The organism is Sporichthyaceae bacterium, from assembly GCA_036269075.1.
Lineage (GTDB): Bacteria > Actinomycetota > Actinomycetes > Sporichthyales > Sporichthyaceae > DASQPJ01.
Map to the genome: position 1 here is coordinate 1 of DATASX010000098.1, position 15,235 is coordinate 15,235.

Sequence of the window (15,235 nt, forward strand, 5' to 3'; positions counted from 1 at the left end):
CTGACTTACCGTCACTGTCCACAGCGACCGAGGAACGGAGAACCGGCACAGCGCCGGGGACCGATCACGCCCCGGCGACCACACCATCGCGAAGCCGTCCCAACCAGTCAGCCCGCCAGACACCTGCAATTTCGAGGCTAGTGCACGATCTCGGCAGCATCGGAGTTCCGGCCGCGGTGTGGGACAAACCCACGGACTGGAATGTCGGTGAGTGGGAACGGGTGCGCACCCACCCTTACCTGACGCAGCGCATCCTGGCCCGACCTGCAGCGCTCGCCGAGGTCGGTGCCCTGGCCCGACTGCACCACGAGCGACTGGACGGCTCGGGTTACCCGCACGGCCTGCACGCCGAGGCGTTGCCGATGACGGCCCGGATTCTCGCCGCCGCCGACGTCTACCACGCGATGACCGAATCCCGCCCGCATCGCCGCCCGCTCCCGGCTGCCGCCCGCGCGGAGGTTCTGCAAGGACAGGCCGGTGCCGGTCGCCTCGACGGCGAAGCGGTCGCGGCCGTGTTGGCGGCCGCTGGTCATCGCGTGCGCCGCCGCCCTGCGCCACCGGCGGGTCTCACCCCCCGCGAGGTCGAAGTGCTGATCCTGCTCAGCCGTGGATGCACCAATCGGGCCATCGCGAGTGAGTTGTCGATCTCCCCGAAGACCGTCGGGTCGCATGTCGAGCACATCTACCGAAAGCTCGGTGTCTCCACCCGGGGCGCGGTTTCCATGGTCGCGATGCGCCACGGGCTACTGGGGCCGGACAACCTCGGTTGACCGAAACCTCGGGGGAACGCCCGATGCCGGCCAAGGCGGGCGGGCCGTAGACATGGCCCATGACAATCCTCCGCACCCGCCCGTCGGGATGCCAACCACGCGAGATCGCGCAAGCAACGATTCGGGCGGGCGAACTTCCCGGCGGCGCGGGCGAGCGTTTCGCCGGCTACGCCGTCATGGGCCTGCCCTTCGCGGGCGGGAATTACCTGGCCTTCCGGCATTTCCCGGCGACCTCGATCGGTGCCGGCTACCTGACCGTGTGGCACCGGACTCCGGACGGCGCCTGGACCATCTACGCGGATTCCCCACCGGAGCGCAGTTGCGGGCGATACCTCGCGACCGGCGAGGTGGGCACGCAGACCAGTTCCATCGTCGTGAACTGGACCGGATCGCATTCGATGCGGGTGGCGGTGGACGACTGGCTGAGCTGGGAACTGGAACTGGGCTCGAGTTCCGCCACGCGGGTGTTGAACCGGGGGAGTCGACTGCTCCCCGACGCGGCATGGCGCAACAACGCGGTCCTGACGGTCCTCGGGCAACTCGCCGGTCCCATGCTCGGTGCGGGCCGGATGCGGTTGCACGGCACTGTGCCCAGCGGGCAGCACTTCCAGATCCGACCGCAACTGCTCTGGACAGTGCGGGCGAGCCGGGCAGTCATCCGAGGCAAGGACATCGGCAAACCTGCGCCCTTGCCCACCCAGGCCCGCTTCGGCGATCTCTGGTTGCCCCAGCGCGGACTGTTCGTCGCGACCACCGCACGCTTCGGGAGCCGTGACCTGATCACCCACGCGCCGGCGCCCGGCTGACCACCGTGCGGCCGGTGCACGGCGTCAGGGCGGGTCGAAGAACTTGACCAGTCGCAGGCCGAGCCACGGCTTGCGGCCCCAGGCGGCCATCTGGCCGCGGAGGATGGGGCCGGCCAGACCGACTCGGCGATGCACCACCAGGATCAGCGGCGCCGGGGCGCCGCTGAGGAAACAGTCGACCGGCCCCTGCGGCTCGCCCTCCACCGTCAGAACGCCGTCCTGGAAGGCGAATACCGCGCGCGCCTCGGGGAACTTGCGCAGTCGGACGTCGAACCGGGCGGTCACCCCCCGGGTCGTCACGGGGTCGACGAACAGTGGCAGGAACGGAAGGAAGGACCGGAAGACCAGCGCGGCGTCGGAGGGTTCCATCGGCCAGGGGCGGCCGGCGCCCCGCGCTATGTCCCAACCGTGCACCAGCGCTTCCCCGAGGATCCGCGCCGCGGCGCTCGACCGAAGCAGCGGTTCCCCGGCGTGGCCCGGCACTTCGCCGTCCGGCTGATCCACCACCGCCGCGAGCTCGGGGCGCAACGACTGAAGCCGGTCGGCGAGTTCGGACGGCTTACGCGCGGTGATCGTGGCCATCCGTTGTTCATTGATCTGCGCGACCCGGTTCAGGTCGGTGTAGGGCGACCCCTCACCGCGAGCGATCTCGAGGTAGGCGGAGCAGACGCCGATCAGGTGCGCGGCCGTCTGCTCCGCGTTCCACCGGGCGATTGCCGGGGTGGTCAGGTCGGGCAGACCACCCACCAGGTTCGCCACCTGGTCCAGCACCCGGTCGGCCGCGGCGCCGACGGTTGGCAGGTCGAGGCGGGGCGGCGCGCCAGTGGAGTCCACGAGCACACCCTGTCACGCGGAGCCTCCGGCAAGGTAGGCGTCGACCAGCTCGACCAGGCCGCGGGTGAGCGCGTGATCGTCGGTCAGCGGTCCGGTCACGGCAGCGAGGATCGCGGTCCGCGCCGGCACGCCGTCGGAGATCAGCTTGCCTGCTGCGATCAGGACGCGGGTGGAGGCAACCTCGCGCAGCCCGGCGGTCCGCAGCTCGCGGATCACCCCGCCGATGCGGACCAGTAGGTCGGCGGTCGGCCGGTCGAGCCTCGCTTCATGAGCAACGATCCGGGCCTCGACGGCGGCGGGCGGGAAGCCCATCTCGATGGCGACCATGCGTTGGCGGGTCGAGTCCTTGAGATCCTTGAGCACGCTCTGATAACCGGGGTTGTAGGAGATCACCAGGCAGAATCCCGGCGCGGCGTCGAGGGTGACCCCGATCCGTTCGATCGGCAGCCGGCGCCGGTGATCCGCCAACGGATGCAGCACCACGACGGTGTCCTGACGCGCCTCGACGACCTCGTCCAGGTAACAGAAGGCGCCCTCACGGACCGCTCGGGTCAGCGGTCCGTCGACCCATACCGTCTCGCCACCCTGCAGGAGGTAGCGCCCCACCAGATCAGCGGCGGTGAGGTCTTCGTGACAGGCGACGGTGATCAGTTCGCGGCCGAGGTCGTGGGCCATCGCCTCGACGAATCGGGTCTTCCCGCAGCCGGTCGGTCCCTTGAGCAGGATCGAGAGCCCTTGCCGGTATGCGGATTTGAAAACTTCCTCCTCAGCGCCCTGCGTCATGTAGAAGGGCCGATCGGTCATGCGACTCCTTCGTCCGAATCGGTGCTGCGCCCACGCTGTGCGACCCGGCGCTGTAGATCGGCGGCCGCCAGCGCGGCCCGGAACAACCGCCCGATCTCGGGCATCAGATCCTCGAACTGCCGTGCGGCGGCATGCGCCGCCGGGCCGAACACCCGCTTCAGGTCCCCGGCGTCCGTGGTGGCGCCGAGGCTGATGCACAGACACCCCACGCCGCGGCCTCGCGCCTCGGCGAGTGCGCGTGCGGCGTCGGCCTCGCCGTAGGCGCCCTGGTACCCGTCGTCGTAGGCGAAGCCGTCGGACAGGACCACCAGGAGGCGCCGCTCGGTGCCGGCTCGGGTGTCGAGCACTTGGGTCCCGTGGCGGATGGCAGCGCCGAGCCGGGTGTAGCCCCCCGGCGCCAGGCCCGCCAGCCGGGCGTAGACCGGGCCGTCCAGTAGGTCGTCGAAAGCCTTTACCCGTAGCAGTTCGACGCTGTTGCGGCCGTGCGAGCGAAAGGCAGCCGCCGCGACGCGGTCCCCCAGGCTGTTCAGCGCCTCGAGCAGGAGGGCGGCCGCCTCGCTCTGGTGCTCGTGGACGCTGCGCGTCCGACCGCCGCGTTCCGCAGCCGACCCGGAGACGTCGATGAGCAGCAGCACCGCGAGACTGCGGCGGCTGCGGAGGTTCTCGACGTAGAGGCCGTCGTCGGCCGCCTCACCCCGGCGCATCCGCACCTGCGCCTCGACCACCGCGTCGAGATCGATGTCATCGCCCTGCGGCCTGCGCCGGCGATGCTCGAGACCCACGCCGAGTCGGGCCAGCCGGGACTGCAGTTCGCTACTCCGGGGCCGGTCCGACGCCACCGGCACTGCGCCGGGCGGATCCAGTTCCCGCACGGTGCACCACTGCGGTCGGTACTCCTGTCGACGGACGTCCCACTCCGGGTAACGAGAGGCGTCCTCGCCGGGGCCGGCCTCCGTGGGACTCAGCGTGGCCGGCAGGACGACGACGTGCGTGGTGGCGCGCGCGCCCTCGGCAACGCGACCTTCGCCGATGAAGAAATGCGCTCCACCGCGGTCGTCGTCGCGCTTGTCCGTGCCCTTGGCCAGCCGTCGCAGCAACTTGGAGCGGCTCTGGCGGGCCTCGAGTTCGCTGCGCTCAGTCTCCTGGTCGGCAAGACCCGAGGCATCGGGCTCGGACCCCAGGAGTTCGAGTACGAGCCGTGGACGGATTACGCCGAAAACCGCGGGCGGGCGGGGTACTTCCGCGCGGCCCAGCGCCATTCGCAGCGAGTCGCGGGGCGAACCGGTCACGGTCGCGCCGCTGCAGAACTGCGCGAGCACCGGCATTGTGGGGAAGGCCGGGGCGAGCGCCGAGAGCGCGCGCCGAGCTTCCAGGGCCAAATAGCGCGGGACCGCACGCCGCCTCTGACGACCCGTCAGTTCACTGAGCAGCTCAGGCGCGAGGCTCCCGGCGCGCAGCAGCGCCGTCTGCACCACCAGTGCGGCCAGGTCCTGTTCGTGCCCCGCGTCAGGCGCGAGGTACACCGTCAGACCGTCGGTGTGGCTGGGTAGGCCTGCCGGTGCACGTTCGACCCGGAGGTTGCGCCGCGCGAGCGCCGATGCAAGCAGCCGGTACCGGTCGGGGTCCTCGTCAATCGGGTTGGCTCACGGGTTCCAGGCCCAGGTGCCCTTGTAGTACGGACCCGGTTGGCCGGCCTTCTGCATCGCGCCGTCCGGGTCGTAGGTCCGCACCATCTGCGTGTACGGATAGGTCCCGGGCACGACCTTGGCGTCGCCGGTCAGCCGCGTGGCCACGAACGTGCCGCCGTAAGCCATCATCACGACGAAGACGAGCGTGAATGCAGTCGCCATCTCGCCGAACTGCAGGTTGCGGAACACACCCCATGCAGTGGCAATGCGGGCCGAGCCCGAACGCCCGCGGTCGTCACGGCGCAGCAGGACGCAGAGGAACGCCGTCCACACCGCGCACCAGAGGATCTCGATGCCTTGCAGATGACCCCGGCCCATCGAAAGGTATGGACCCCAGATCTGCGTGTACTTGTAGATGCCGATGTTGATCATCCACATCTCCATGAGCACGTCCATGACGGCGCCCACGACGAATGTGGTCATCACCAGAGCGGCCACCGGGTGGCGGCGCACGAACGACCCGTCCTGGGCGCGACCGGCAATGAAGCGCCGGTGGATCGCGAAGCCGAGCAGGGCCGGGCCGAGGTAGAAGGCCTGGTACGCCCCGAGGATGATCCACCACGGCTCGACTGTCGGGGCGGTGTTGAAGTCCCACCAGTTGACCGGCCAGTGCAACAGCTTGGGGTAGTAGTTGCAGTAGAAGCACCAGTTCCAGATCGGGTCGAAGATCGGGCCGATGACGCCCAGCGCCAGGAAGATCGGCCACCCGGGATGCATACGACCGTTCTCGGCCCAGTGGCGGAAGAAGGACCGCACCATCCCGAAGATCACCAGGGCGGTGACGCCGTAGAAGATCGGCACCCAGGTGTCGATGCTGACGCCGAGCCAGTTGATGTTGGGCGCCTTCGCCGTCGGCGACGTCTGGACGAGCCGCGAGGCGGTGAGATGGGTCGAGGAGACCGACAGGCAGTAGACGAGCAACGCGATGCCGGCGACTCCGAGAGCCATCCACGGCTTTCGCCGGAGCTCCCGGCCGAGTTTCACGGCAGCCTGGCGGTAGACGGACTCATCCGCCGCGTGCGGTGTCGGGGTCAAGGTGATTCCGGCCATGCCGTCTCCTTCGCCGCGTCCCGCGCCAGAAATTAGACCCGCCGTCTCACAATGTCAACGAAACCTCGTCGGGGCCTGTTTCGGAGGGTGCGGTACAACCCCCGAAGCGGAATCCGCGTTCCGAAACCCGGGAAGATTCGGACAGCACTGGAGCCATCTGTGAAGAGTCGAGCTGCCATTCTGCGTGCGGCCCCGGGCAAGTGGGAGGTCGTCGAACTAGAGGTCGAGGACCCTCGCCAGGACGAGGTGATGGTCGAGCTCGCCGCGTGCGGGCTGTGCCGCTCCGAAGTACACCTGGCGTCGGGCGCCTTCCCCAACCCGGTGTGGCCGGGGCTCTGGCGTGCTTCCAGGTCGGAATCCAGCGGACCTCGATGGATGACATCGCGCGAACCGCCGGAGTCGGGCGGGTGACGGTGTTCCGTCGGTTCGACACCAAGGACCAACTCGTTCAGATCGTGGTCCTACGGGTGATGGATGAGGTCACCGCCCTCATCCGCGCGGCGTTTCTCGCCGAGAAGGACCTGGAGAAGGCGCTGACCGCCGCCCTGATGGCCTCCGTGCGGGCTCTGCGCGACCACCCGCTCTTCGTGAAGGTCGCCCGGACCGAACCGGAATCCTTGTTGCAGGTCCTGACCACGGACGGGGCCACCGTCATCTCTACCCTTCGCCACTCGGTGGGCGAGTGGCTGGGTGCGAGCGGCGGTGGTCCGCTCACGACGACGACGATCGGATGCGGGCCTACCTAGCGCGTTACATCGTCCCCGGCATCGCGCGATTGGCGAAGCGCTGACTTATGTGCCCTGTGGTATCAGGGGTGCGTGCAACTGCATGCGATGCATGCAGTTTGGTACCATGACGGGCGTGGCGACCACTCTTCAGATCCGCGATGTTCCCGATGATGCCCTCGACATCATTCGCGCTCGGGCTGCTGCGGAGGGCATGAGCCTCGCCGCCTACGTCCGTCGACTGGTGATCGAGACGGCCGCGCAGCCGACGGTGTCGGAGGTGCTGGCGCGCACGACGCGCCGTTCGGCGGGACTTACGATGGCCGACCTGGTGGCGGCGACCCGCGCGGGCCGGGACGCGTGAGCCCAGTCGTCGTGGACAACTCGGTGGTCCTCTACGTCCTGCTGGAGGGCAGTCGTGACGACGTGCTGCGGCGTCGGCTCTCGGAACCACGCACGCTGCACGCCCCGCACCTGATCGACTACGAATTCGGGAACGCTCTGCGCGGCCTGCGACTCGGTGGTCGGATCAGCGACCGACTGACGCAACAGGTCAGGGCCGACTTCGCGGATCTGCGCATCGAACGCCATCCGGGGGCGACGACCGCAGACCGTGCGTGGCAACTGCGCAAGAACTACACCTGCTACGACGCGGCGTACATCGCGCTGGCCGAAATGCTCGATTGCCCACTACTGACTGGGGATGCGAAGCTCCACGGCCCCCACCGCGCGCAGGTAGAAGTTGTCGGCCAGTAAGTCGCGCCCCCGGGCAGATTCGAACTGCCGACACCCGCTTCAGGAGGACGGTCGACAACGTCGACCCTGCTGGTAAGCAGTCGACTGTGGCCTCCGCGCCGTCGACTCTGGTCACCGGTGGCTGCTGTGTTCGCCACGATTTCATGCGCACGCCCATGCCCATGACGAGTCAAGCGGCCGGACGCCGTCCGACGGGCTACCGGCGGATCCGGAGCAGTCCGCCCTGGACCACGGTGATCGCCCCGGCCAGGTCGGCGAGGTCGTGGCCGTCGACCAGATGCAGCACCGTGGCGCTGACGGCAGGGGCGGATTGGTCGTCGATCCGGAACACGACGATGCCGGGGTGTGTGCCGGGCGGGTAGGCGCGGATGTCGCCGAAGCCGCGGTCCAGGGTGAGAACGATGCGCCCTTCGCGGCCGGCGGCCGCGAGAACTTCGGGGTCGGTGGCTCCGGAGAGTCCTTCGTCGGTGACAGTGTCGGCATCGATCCCACGCGCGGTCAGGGCTGCGGCGAGGCTCCGAGGGAGGTGTTCGTCCAGTTTGACCTTCGCCGAGGGTTCGTTCACCGCGGGGCGAGGGGGATCAGTTCCTCGCGGGCCAGCTGCGCTGCGTAGGCGATGGCGGCTAGGACCGCGGTCGAGTCCAGCGCCGGGTATTCGGTAACGATCTGCTCAACGGTCATCCCTGTGGCCAGGCAGTCCAGGACGACGCTGACCGGGATCCGCGTTCCGGACAGCACGGCTTGACCGTGCAGCACGTTCGGGTCCGACGAGATGCGCGCCCACTGCTCCTGCGTCATGGATCCAGTGTGCCGCATGCGGGCGTCGGTGCGTCTTTTTTCTGTCGCCGGTGGTTCGGGGGTCAGGGCGGCTCGTAGAGTCGGACCTCGTGGGTGACGGCGGGCCGGAGCCGGAACCGTTGGCCGGCGAGGTCGAGGCGCTGCGTGGGTTGGTCGCGCAACTTCGGGCCGAGAACGCGCGGTTGCTGCACTTGATCGGGATGACCGGCGCCGACCGGCGACCGGCGGACCCGACCCAGACCGGATTGTTCGACCGTGCGCCCGGCCAGGTCGATGCCCGGTCCACGGCGCAGGCGAAGGTCGAGTTTTTCGCGACGCTGTTTCGCGCCCGTCGCGACGTGTACGCCGTCCGCTGGGAGAACGCCCGGACCGGTCGCGGCGGGTGGATGCCCGCCGTCGCCGGGGGTTGGCGCAAGGGGATGAGTGCGGGCGAGCGCGCCTATCTGCCGCTCACGGCAGAGGTCATCACCGCGCACCTGGCTGGTGAGACCGCGATCGGTCTCTATCCGTTGCGAGACGGCGACCGGTGTTGCTGGGTCGCCGCCGACTTCGACGGCTCGACGGCGATGTTGGACGCGTTGGCTTACCTCAAGGCTGCCCGTGCGATCGGAGTCCCTACGGCGCTGGAGGTGTCCCGGTCCGGGGCCGGCGCGCACGTGTGGGTGTTCTTCACCGACGCGGTCCCGGCCGCGCTGGCCCGGCAGTTGGCCACGGGACTGATCCGGGAGGCTATCGCGATGCGGGGCCGCATGGACCTCGCGAGCTACGACCGACTGTTCCCGTCCCAGGACGTGCTGGCCGGCCCGGCCGGGCTGGGGAACTTGATCGCCGCACCGTTGCAGGGTCGCTGCCGCCGCGATGGGACGACGGTGTTCCTCGACCTGGCCTCGCTTGAACCGTACGAGGATCAATGGGCGTTCCTGTCCTCCCTGGACCGTATGACGCCACATCAGGTGGACCAGGCGGCACGCCGGGTCCGTGCACCGGTCGTCGGCCCCTCCGCAAAGCGTTTGGTCACCTCTTCGGCGACGCGCACCTTGCCTCCTGCGGCAACGGTCGTGCGCGTCTCGATCGGGTCGCGGATCGTGGTCGAGGGCGCTGACCTGAGCCCCGGGTTGTGCGCAACCTTGAAGCACGCCGCGTCGCTGGCGAACCCTGCCTTCCACGAGCGGCAACGTCAGCGGCTATCGACCTGGAATACGCCACGCTTCCTGCAGGGCTACGACGAAACCGTCGAGGGCAATCTCCTGCTTCCCAGGGGTCTGATGGAGGTCCTGGATGGCCTGGTGGCAGAGGCGGGGAGCCGGTTGGAGGTCACCGACACGAGAGCTGCGGGGAACCCGGTCGCGCTCCGGTTCACCGGGGAGCTGCGCGATGACCAGCAGGCGGCGGTGACAGCGTTCGCCGGGCGCGATCTCGGGTTGATCGTCGCGCCGCCGGGTGCGGGTAAGACGGTGATCGCCTGTGCGATTATCGGGGCCCGGGCCGTCTCGACGCTGATCCTCGTCGACCACAAGTCGCTGGCCGACCAGTGGCGGATGCGGATCGCTGATCTGCTGGGCGTCAAGCCGGGGCAGCTCGGCGGAGGCCGGAAACGAACTCGAGGCGAGATCGACATCATCACCCTGCAGACGCTGGCCCGCCGTGAAGACGTCTCGGACCTGACGAGTGGTTACGGACTGGTGGTTGTCGACGAGTGCCATCACGTACCGGCGGCTGCGTTCGATATGGCGGTCCGTCAGATACCGGCGCGCAGCTGGCTCGGGCTGACCGCCACCCCTTACCGGCGCGACCAACTCGATGAGCTGATCTGGTGGCAACTCGGCCCCGTCCGGCACGAGATCGTCCCGGCCGAAGCGGGGACCTTGGATGAGGCACGCGAGGTGCCCAGACCCACGCCTGTGCTCCGCGTCCACCCCACCTCGTTCCGGTACGGCGGGGACGCCGATCCGTCAGCGCCGGGTGGGATCGCGGCGATCTACCGTGACCTGGTCTCTGATACGACGCGGGTCGTCCAAGTCGTCGACGACGTCGTGGAGGCCCTCGCCCGGGACCGCAACTGCCTGGTGCTGACGCAGTGGAAGTCGCACGTCGAGGTGCTCGCCGCGGAAATGCGCTGTCGCGGGCACGACCCGACGATTCTCGTCGGGGGGATGGGCGCAAAGGCCCGTGCCGCGGCTCTGGACCGTCTTGCTCCCCGAGAGGCCGGCCCGCCGCTCCTGGTAATCGCAACTGGTCCCTACGTCGGCGAGGGCTTTGACTGTCCCGCCCTGGACACCTTGTTCCTCGCCGCACCGATCACGTTCAAGGGCCGCCTCGTCCAATACGTCGGGCGCGTCCTACGACCCCACCCCGGCAAGGCCACCGCCGAGGTGCACGACTACCACGACGTCGAGACCGGCGTGCTGGCCTCCTCGCTGGCCAAACGCGCCCCCGGCTACACCAGCCTCGGGTTCGCCGACCCGCGACGTCTGCGGTCCTGAACTCCTTTCGCGCTCGGCACCCAGGCGGCGCACCCCAGAAACTCAAGAAGGCGAGCGCCGCTTTTCCGCGGCGGCTGTGAACTGTTGCTGTGGTCGACTCTGGTGCCTCCGGGCAGATTCGAACTGCCGCCACCGTTTTAGGAGCACGGTCGACAACGTCGACTCTCGTCCACTGCAGGCGACTGTGCCCTGCGACGCCTCGACCCTGTTTGACTGTGGATGCTGTGGTCAACGCAGTTTCATGCCCACGGCCATGGCCACGCGGGAGTGCGGGACCCGACCATCCCGGTACTGGACCGCATCGCGAAGGCGCTGGGTAGTGAGCTGATCTTGGCGCTCGCCCCGAACGCCGCCTGACTCGAACGGTCCGGACGTCGAACAGGTGGACCTGGAGGACGAGGTCCGCGAGTCGCGGTCGCTCGTGCAGAAGCTCCGGGAGGAGAACGGGGGCCTCACCCGGCTCCTCGGACACGCCGCCTGGGGAGCACACAGTCACCAAGCGCCCGTCAGCCCCGGACCGGTGGTGTGACCGGCCGGGGCCAAAGGCTCCGGGCGAGCTAGGAGAGCCCGGCAGAGTGAGCGCCGTACTGGGCCTGGGCGAGCGTGTAGCCGTCACCGGCGCTGCTGGACAACTGCTGCACCAGTCCGTTGTAGGAGAACGACGAGATCGACAGGTATTGCTTGGCCGCCTGCGCCGCCTCGGTGTCCCAGTTCGCGCCGGAGTTGTCGGCGGCGAAGGTTGCGTCGGCCACTGAGTACCCGTCGCCCGCGGCGCTGCTCAACTGCTGGATCAGTCCCTTGCGGCTGAAGGCGCTGATCGACAGGTATTGCTTGGCCGACCCCAGCGCGTTCTTCTCGCCGGTTGTCATCGACGGCGTGGTGACGGCGGAGGTGGCGGGCGCGGCCTGCACGGACTGGCTGGTCGATCCGGCGTCACCGGTGGCCGGCGCGGTGGAGGCGGTGGGCTTGACGTGCGAGCCCCCGGCTCCGGAAATGCCGCCGCCGATCGCGCCAACCACGAACAACGCCCCGATCCCGGTGAGGATCTTGTGGCGCCCGAACCAGTTCCGCTGCGCCTTGGCGTAGGCCTTGGCGGCGGCAGCCTGGGCCTTGGCGTCCTGCTTGCTGAACTGCGGCACCTGCGGGGCGTCGAGGGACATACATTTCCTTTCGGTCAACGGTTCCGGGGCGGTTCCCCTTTGCACCCTCAGACGGGAGTTGTCCGGTTCCGGTTGCGTACGTCCGGTTGGTCCTGGTCGACCGAAGGGCTGATCTTGATCTCGCCCCTCGGCTATGGATCGCCGGCCCCCTAGGTTTCGGCGCCCGCCGGTCGGCACTTGACGCCCGCCGAGCAAAACCTGGCTCACATCGCCCGATCGGCCACTCGCTTGGGCTGTTCAGCTCTGCCGGGTGTGACCGGTTCGCCCCCTACCTTCGCCCCGTGGCCGTTGCACCACTCTTTGGCCGGGGATCGTTCATCTGTGCCGCTGCCATCTGGCGGCCGTTGGGTCCCATGTGCCGCGCGGGATGGTCCGATCGAGGACGGGTTGCACGCAGGTGGCCAGCAACGCGATCGCGGCGCCGGGGTCGTGGAGGTCGCGCGGTAGAGGGCTGTCTGCCGCCGCGCTGCGGTACCCGGTCGTCCAGGCGCTACCGGGCAGGGTGATCTCGGCCGGTAGATCGACGTGGCGGCGGAGGGCTTCATCGGTCACCGCCTGCCGAAGTTCACGCGCGTCGAGGGTGACCTGACGTAGGACCAGGACGATGTCGACCAGGTCGCGGTAGCGGGTGGACGGGGCGGCGGCTTCGCCGTAGCGGGCGTACATCGCGCAGATCTTGTCCGCCAGTTGGTCGTGCACCGGGTACAGGCGCAGCTGCGGCATCTCGGGTAGGCCGGGCAGGTCGAGCACGTGCGAAGGGCGCACGTGCTCGGTGCCGGCGACCGGGCGCAGGTGCAGGGTCAGGTCGACGGTGAACCGGTCCAGCACGGTCGCGCCCACGTAGGCAGCGAACCTTAGGTCGGCAGCGTCGTCGCTGATGGGACGGGAGGACTCGAGCACGAATCGCAGCCGGTCCAGGGCGGTCGTGTCCAGGGCGGCGGTGAGCTCGGCGAGCGCCTCCGGAAGTTCGGTGTGCCGCCCCGGGTGGTAGAGGTCCACCTCGCGACTGTGTCGGGCATCGGGCAGCCGGGCGAGCATCGCCGCCCCGCCCTTGAGGACCCATGGTGCATCGGGGTCGGCGAACACGCGAGCGAGGAAGCGCTGAAAGGCGAACTCCCGGCGCACTTGGTTGACCGGTCGCCCGCAGCGCTGGGCCTGGGTGCGCAGCCGGTCGGCCACCGCGCGGCGGAACGCCTCATCGCTGGCGTAGGTGTCCTGACGGTCCGTCATGCAATTGGTCCGACGCTCTGTTCGGCCCTGCGGGCACCGACCAGGGCGACCACGGCGGTCAGTCCGGAAGGAACGCCTGCCTTCACAAGCAGGCGGTGCAGTAGTTCGGTCCCGTCGCCGAGTGGTGCCCCGTAGGTATGGGCGTGGGGACGCAGCGCGGCCGCGACGTCGTCGGGGTGGGCGCCGCCGTCGAGCACTGCGTCGCGCACTATCCCGGCGAGGTGATCACCGTCGAGGTGGGCGGCGGCGAGGTCGCCGATAGTGATCCTCGGTGTGGTCACCGGCAGCCCGCCGCGGATCGTCCAGTCCTTCCGGCCGAGCACGCGGCGATGGAACCGGACGTCTGGTCTGCGCGACTGGCGGCGGATGCGCACGGTGAAGTCGTGCCGGTCAGCGTCGAGGTTCCCGTAGCCGAACAGCACTGCAGCCGAGCGATCTGACACCACGTCAGGTGTCTGGTCGGCGAGCCGTTGTCCGACGGTTCGTTCGGGGTCGAGGGCCAGCCACGCGGCCCGCAGGTCGTCGAGCGGGTCGGCGGGTGAACCGGCTAGCCGGTACACCCCGTGGGCCAGTCGTTCCAGGGTCCCGTTGCGGGCGAGCTTCGCCACCGACTGCGGACTGACCCCGACCGCCCCTGCCTGGGCCGTGGTCACCAGCCCCCACTGACTCGCCGCGACGTCAGCAAGGCGAAGTATCGAAATCGCCGGCCTCGCCTCCTCGTGCTGCAATCATCAACCTAGAGGATATTATTGCAGCGTGTAAGGCGATTATCGAAGCTGTCTTTGCCGTCGAGCTGAGAACCTGGGCGACCAGGGAGGCTACTGAGACGCCCCACAGCAGTCCATGAGCGCATCGCCGCAGGTCAGGGGTGCCCCCGGGCAGAATCGAACTGCCGACACCCGCTTCAGGAGGACGGTCGACATCATCGACCGTGGCCGTCACCAGGCAACCCTGTCCTCAGGGCTATCGACTTCGGTCGACTGTGGTTGCTGTGCTCAACGCGATTTCATGCCCACGGCCATGCCCACGACCGTGGGTTGTGTGCCTCGCGACGCGTGCGGTGGTGAGGCGGGTCAGGGCGCCGATCCGAATCGGGCGAGGTATCTATGAGCCACGAAGATCGTGATCACTTGCCTTAGGGCTTCGTCAGGCGCTTCACCGCGCCACACCTCCTCCCCGTTGATCCGCGCTACGTACTCACGCGCACCTACCGCCTCGACTCGGTACTCGATGTGAGTGTCGTCCTCGCCGTGAGGTCGTATCGATATCTGGTTCTGAGCCCATGCTTGCTCTTGGGCCACGCGCATGAGAAAGGCGGATTGACTCATCTCGAGATTTCGGGACGTGGCGAAGTCCGAGATCCACCCTCGAATCTGGTGAGCGAACTGCCCGAGCACCTCGCGCTGGAGGGCCCGGTCCTGGTGCTGGAGCCGGCCGCTGCCGCCGGTCTGGTGCGCGCGGCGTTGTCGCTCGCCGACCGCAACCGCGCGGGGGCTGTCGTCGCGTCCGCCGAGCGGGCCGCCGCACAACGCCCGGACCATCCGTCCCTCGTCGCAGCCGCGAGGCACGCGCGGGCGGTTCTCGACCGCGACGCCGACCTGCTCATCAGGGTGTCGTACGAGCATGCGGACGCATGGGCGCAAGCCTCGGCCGCGGAGGACGGCGCCGTCGTCCTCGCCGAGACCGGCGACCACAACCGTGCGCTCGAGCAGCTCTTGCGCGCGCACGCCGGCTACGAGTCCCTCAACGCCTGCCGTGACGTCGACGGCGTGCACGCCCGGCTGCGCGCGCTGGGCGTGCGGAGCCGGCACTGGGCGGTCGTCGAGCGACCGGCCTTCGGCTGGGACAGCCTTACCGAGACCGAACGGCGCGTGGTCGACCTCGCCATCGAGGGACTGCCCAACTGCCAGATCGCGGCGCAGATGTTCCTGTCGCCGCACACGATCGCCTTTCACCTGCGCCGGGTGTTCCGCAAGCTCGGTATCAGCTCCCGAGTGCAGCTCGCGCGCCAGAGGCACGAGGGCTCGGTCAGCATCACTCACGACGCGACGCAGCACAGGGTTGCGCAATGACCTTTGACTCCGCCTTCCTCGTGAGGCGCGACGTTGAGCGGGCCGACGTTCTCATCGGA

16 protein-coding genes and 1 tRNA gene are annotated in these 15,235 nt (G+C 69.0%); 7 read left to right on the forward strand and 10 right to left on the reverse strand.

The window, feature by feature from the left end; genetic code table 11:
* Positions 1 to 14 precede the first annotated feature (14 nt).
* Together VHU88_18090 and VHU88_18095 are read left to right on the forward strand one after the other, a co-directional pair.
* Positions 15 to 770, forward strand: coding sequence for an HD domain-containing phosphohydrolase (locus tag VHU88_18090; protein ID HEX3613605.1), 756 nt, complete (start codon positions 15 to 17; stop codon positions 768 to 770).
* A gap of 59 nt (positions 771 to 829) precedes the next feature.
* Entirely contained in the window at positions 830 to 1,576 is a 747-nt protein-coding gene (locus tag VHU88_18095) for a hypothetical protein (protein ID HEX3613606.1), read from the forward strand.
* Between the two features lie 24 nt (positions 1,577 to 1,600).
* On the opposite strand, the gene VHU88_18100 is transcribed toward VHU88_18095, so the two are convergent.
* The 4 genes from VHU88_18100 to VHU88_18115 form a co-directional block, all read right to left on the reverse strand.
* A complete protein-coding gene (locus VHU88_18100) occupies positions 1,601 to 2,410 on the reverse strand; it encodes a maleylpyruvate isomerase family mycothiol-dependent enzyme (protein ID HEX3613607.1) in 810 nt (269 codons plus the stop codon).
* A gap of 12 nt (positions 2,411 to 2,422) precedes the next feature.
* A complete protein-coding gene (locus tag VHU88_18105) occupies positions 2,423 to 3,214 on the reverse strand; it encodes a CbbQ/NirQ/NorQ/GpvN family protein (protein ID HEX3613608.1) in 792 nt (263 codons plus the stop codon).
* Positions 3,211 to 4,737: a VWA domain-containing protein gene (locus tag VHU88_18110; GenBank protein ID HEX3613609.1), complete on the reverse strand. Its 1,527-nt coding sequence runs from the start codon at positions 4,735 to 4,737 to the stop codon at positions 3,211 to 3,213. The genes VHU88_18105 and VHU88_18110 overlap by 4 nt, the downstream gene beginning before the upstream one ends.
* 120 nt (positions 4,738 to 4,857) lie before the next feature.
* The gene (locus tag VHU88_18115; protein ID HEX3613610.1) at positions 4,858 to 5,952 is read right to left on the reverse strand and encodes a hypothetical protein; all 1,095 of its coding nucleotides are present in this window, start codon (positions 5,950 to 5,952) and stop codon (positions 4,858 to 4,860) included.
* A 323-nt stretch (positions 5,953 to 6,275) separates the two neighbouring features.
* Here VHU88_18115 and VHU88_18120 point away from each other — a divergent pair, with 323 nt between their 5' ends.
* The 3 genes from VHU88_18120 (at position 6,276) to VHU88_18130 (ending at position 7,433) form a co-directional block, all read left to right on the forward strand.
* Entirely contained in the window at positions 6,276 to 6,698 is a 423-nt protein-coding gene (locus VHU88_18120) for a TetR/AcrR family transcriptional regulator (GenBank protein ID HEX3613611.1), read from the forward strand.
* Positions 6,699 to 6,813: 115 nt separating this feature from the next.
* Positions 6,814 to 7,041, forward strand: coding sequence for a hypothetical protein (locus VHU88_18125; GenBank protein HEX3613612.1), 228 nt, complete (start codon positions 6,814 to 6,816; stop codon positions 7,039 to 7,041).
* Complete coding sequence (locus tag VHU88_18130) at positions 7,038 to 7,433, forward strand: type II toxin-antitoxin system VapC family toxin (protein HEX3613613.1); 396 nt, start codon at positions 7,038 to 7,040, stop codon at positions 7,431 to 7,433. The genes VHU88_18125 and VHU88_18130 overlap by 4 nt, the downstream gene beginning before the upstream one ends.
* Positions 7,434 to 7,629: 196 nt before the next feature.
* Here the strand turns inward: VHU88_18130 and VHU88_18135 are convergent, their stop codons facing one another.
* Positions 7,630 to 7,998: a DUF5615 family PIN-like protein gene (locus VHU88_18135; protein HEX3613614.1), complete on the reverse strand. Its 369-nt coding sequence runs from the start codon at positions 7,996 to 7,998 to the stop codon at positions 7,630 to 7,632.
* Complete coding sequence (locus tag VHU88_18140; GenBank protein ID HEX3613615.1) at positions 7,995 to 8,231, reverse strand: DUF433 domain-containing protein; 237 nt, start codon at positions 8,229 to 8,231, stop codon at positions 7,995 to 7,997. The genes VHU88_18135 and VHU88_18140 overlap by 4 nt, the downstream gene beginning before the upstream one ends.
* An 89-nt stretch (positions 8,232 to 8,320) precedes the next feature.
* Here VHU88_18140 and VHU88_18145 point away from each other — a divergent pair, with 89 nt between their 5' ends.
* A complete protein-coding gene (locus VHU88_18145; protein HEX3613616.1) occupies positions 8,321 to 10,714 on the forward strand; it encodes a DEAD/DEAH box helicase family protein in 2,394 nt (797 codons plus the stop codon).
* A 100-nt stretch (positions 10,715 to 10,814) separates the two neighbouring features.
* Here VHU88_18145 and VHU88_18150 read toward each other — a convergent pair.
* The 4 genes from VHU88_18150 to VHU88_18165 all read right to left on the reverse strand — a co-directional run bounded on the left by VHU88_18150 (position 10,815) and on the right by VHU88_18165 (position 13,832).
* Positions 10,815 to 10,894 (reverse strand) — tRNA-Arg (locus tag VHU88_18150).
* A 377-nt stretch (positions 10,895 to 11,271) separates the two neighbouring features.
* On the reverse strand, positions 11,272 to 11,874 hold the full coding sequence (locus VHU88_18155) for an Ltp family lipoprotein (protein ID HEX3613617.1): 603 nt from the start codon (positions 11,872 to 11,874) through the stop codon (positions 11,272 to 11,274).
* A 315-nt stretch (positions 11,875 to 12,189) separates the two neighbouring features.
* Positions 12,190 to 13,104 (reverse strand): nucleotidyl transferase AbiEii/AbiGii toxin family protein, encoded by a 915-nt coding sequence (locus VHU88_18160; GenBank protein HEX3613618.1) that lies wholly within the window; start codon positions 13,102 to 13,104, stop codon positions 12,190 to 12,192.
* Positions 13,101 to 13,832, reverse strand: a complete 732-nt coding sequence (locus VHU88_18165) for a type IV toxin-antitoxin system AbiEi family antitoxin domain-containing protein (protein HEX3613619.1) — start codon at positions 13,830 to 13,832, stop codon at positions 13,101 to 13,103. The genes VHU88_18160 and VHU88_18165 overlap by 4 nt, the downstream gene beginning before the upstream one ends.
* Before the next feature lie 648 nt (positions 13,833 to 14,480).
* Here VHU88_18165 and VHU88_18170 point away from each other — a divergent pair.
* Positions 14,481 to 15,176 carry a helix-turn-helix transcriptional regulator gene (locus VHU88_18170; protein HEX3613620.1) on the forward strand — a complete coding sequence of 232 codons (696 nt, stop codon included), beginning with the start codon at positions 14,481 to 14,483 and terminating at the stop codon, positions 15,174 to 15,176.
* Positions 15,177 to 15,235: the final 59 nt, after the last annotated feature.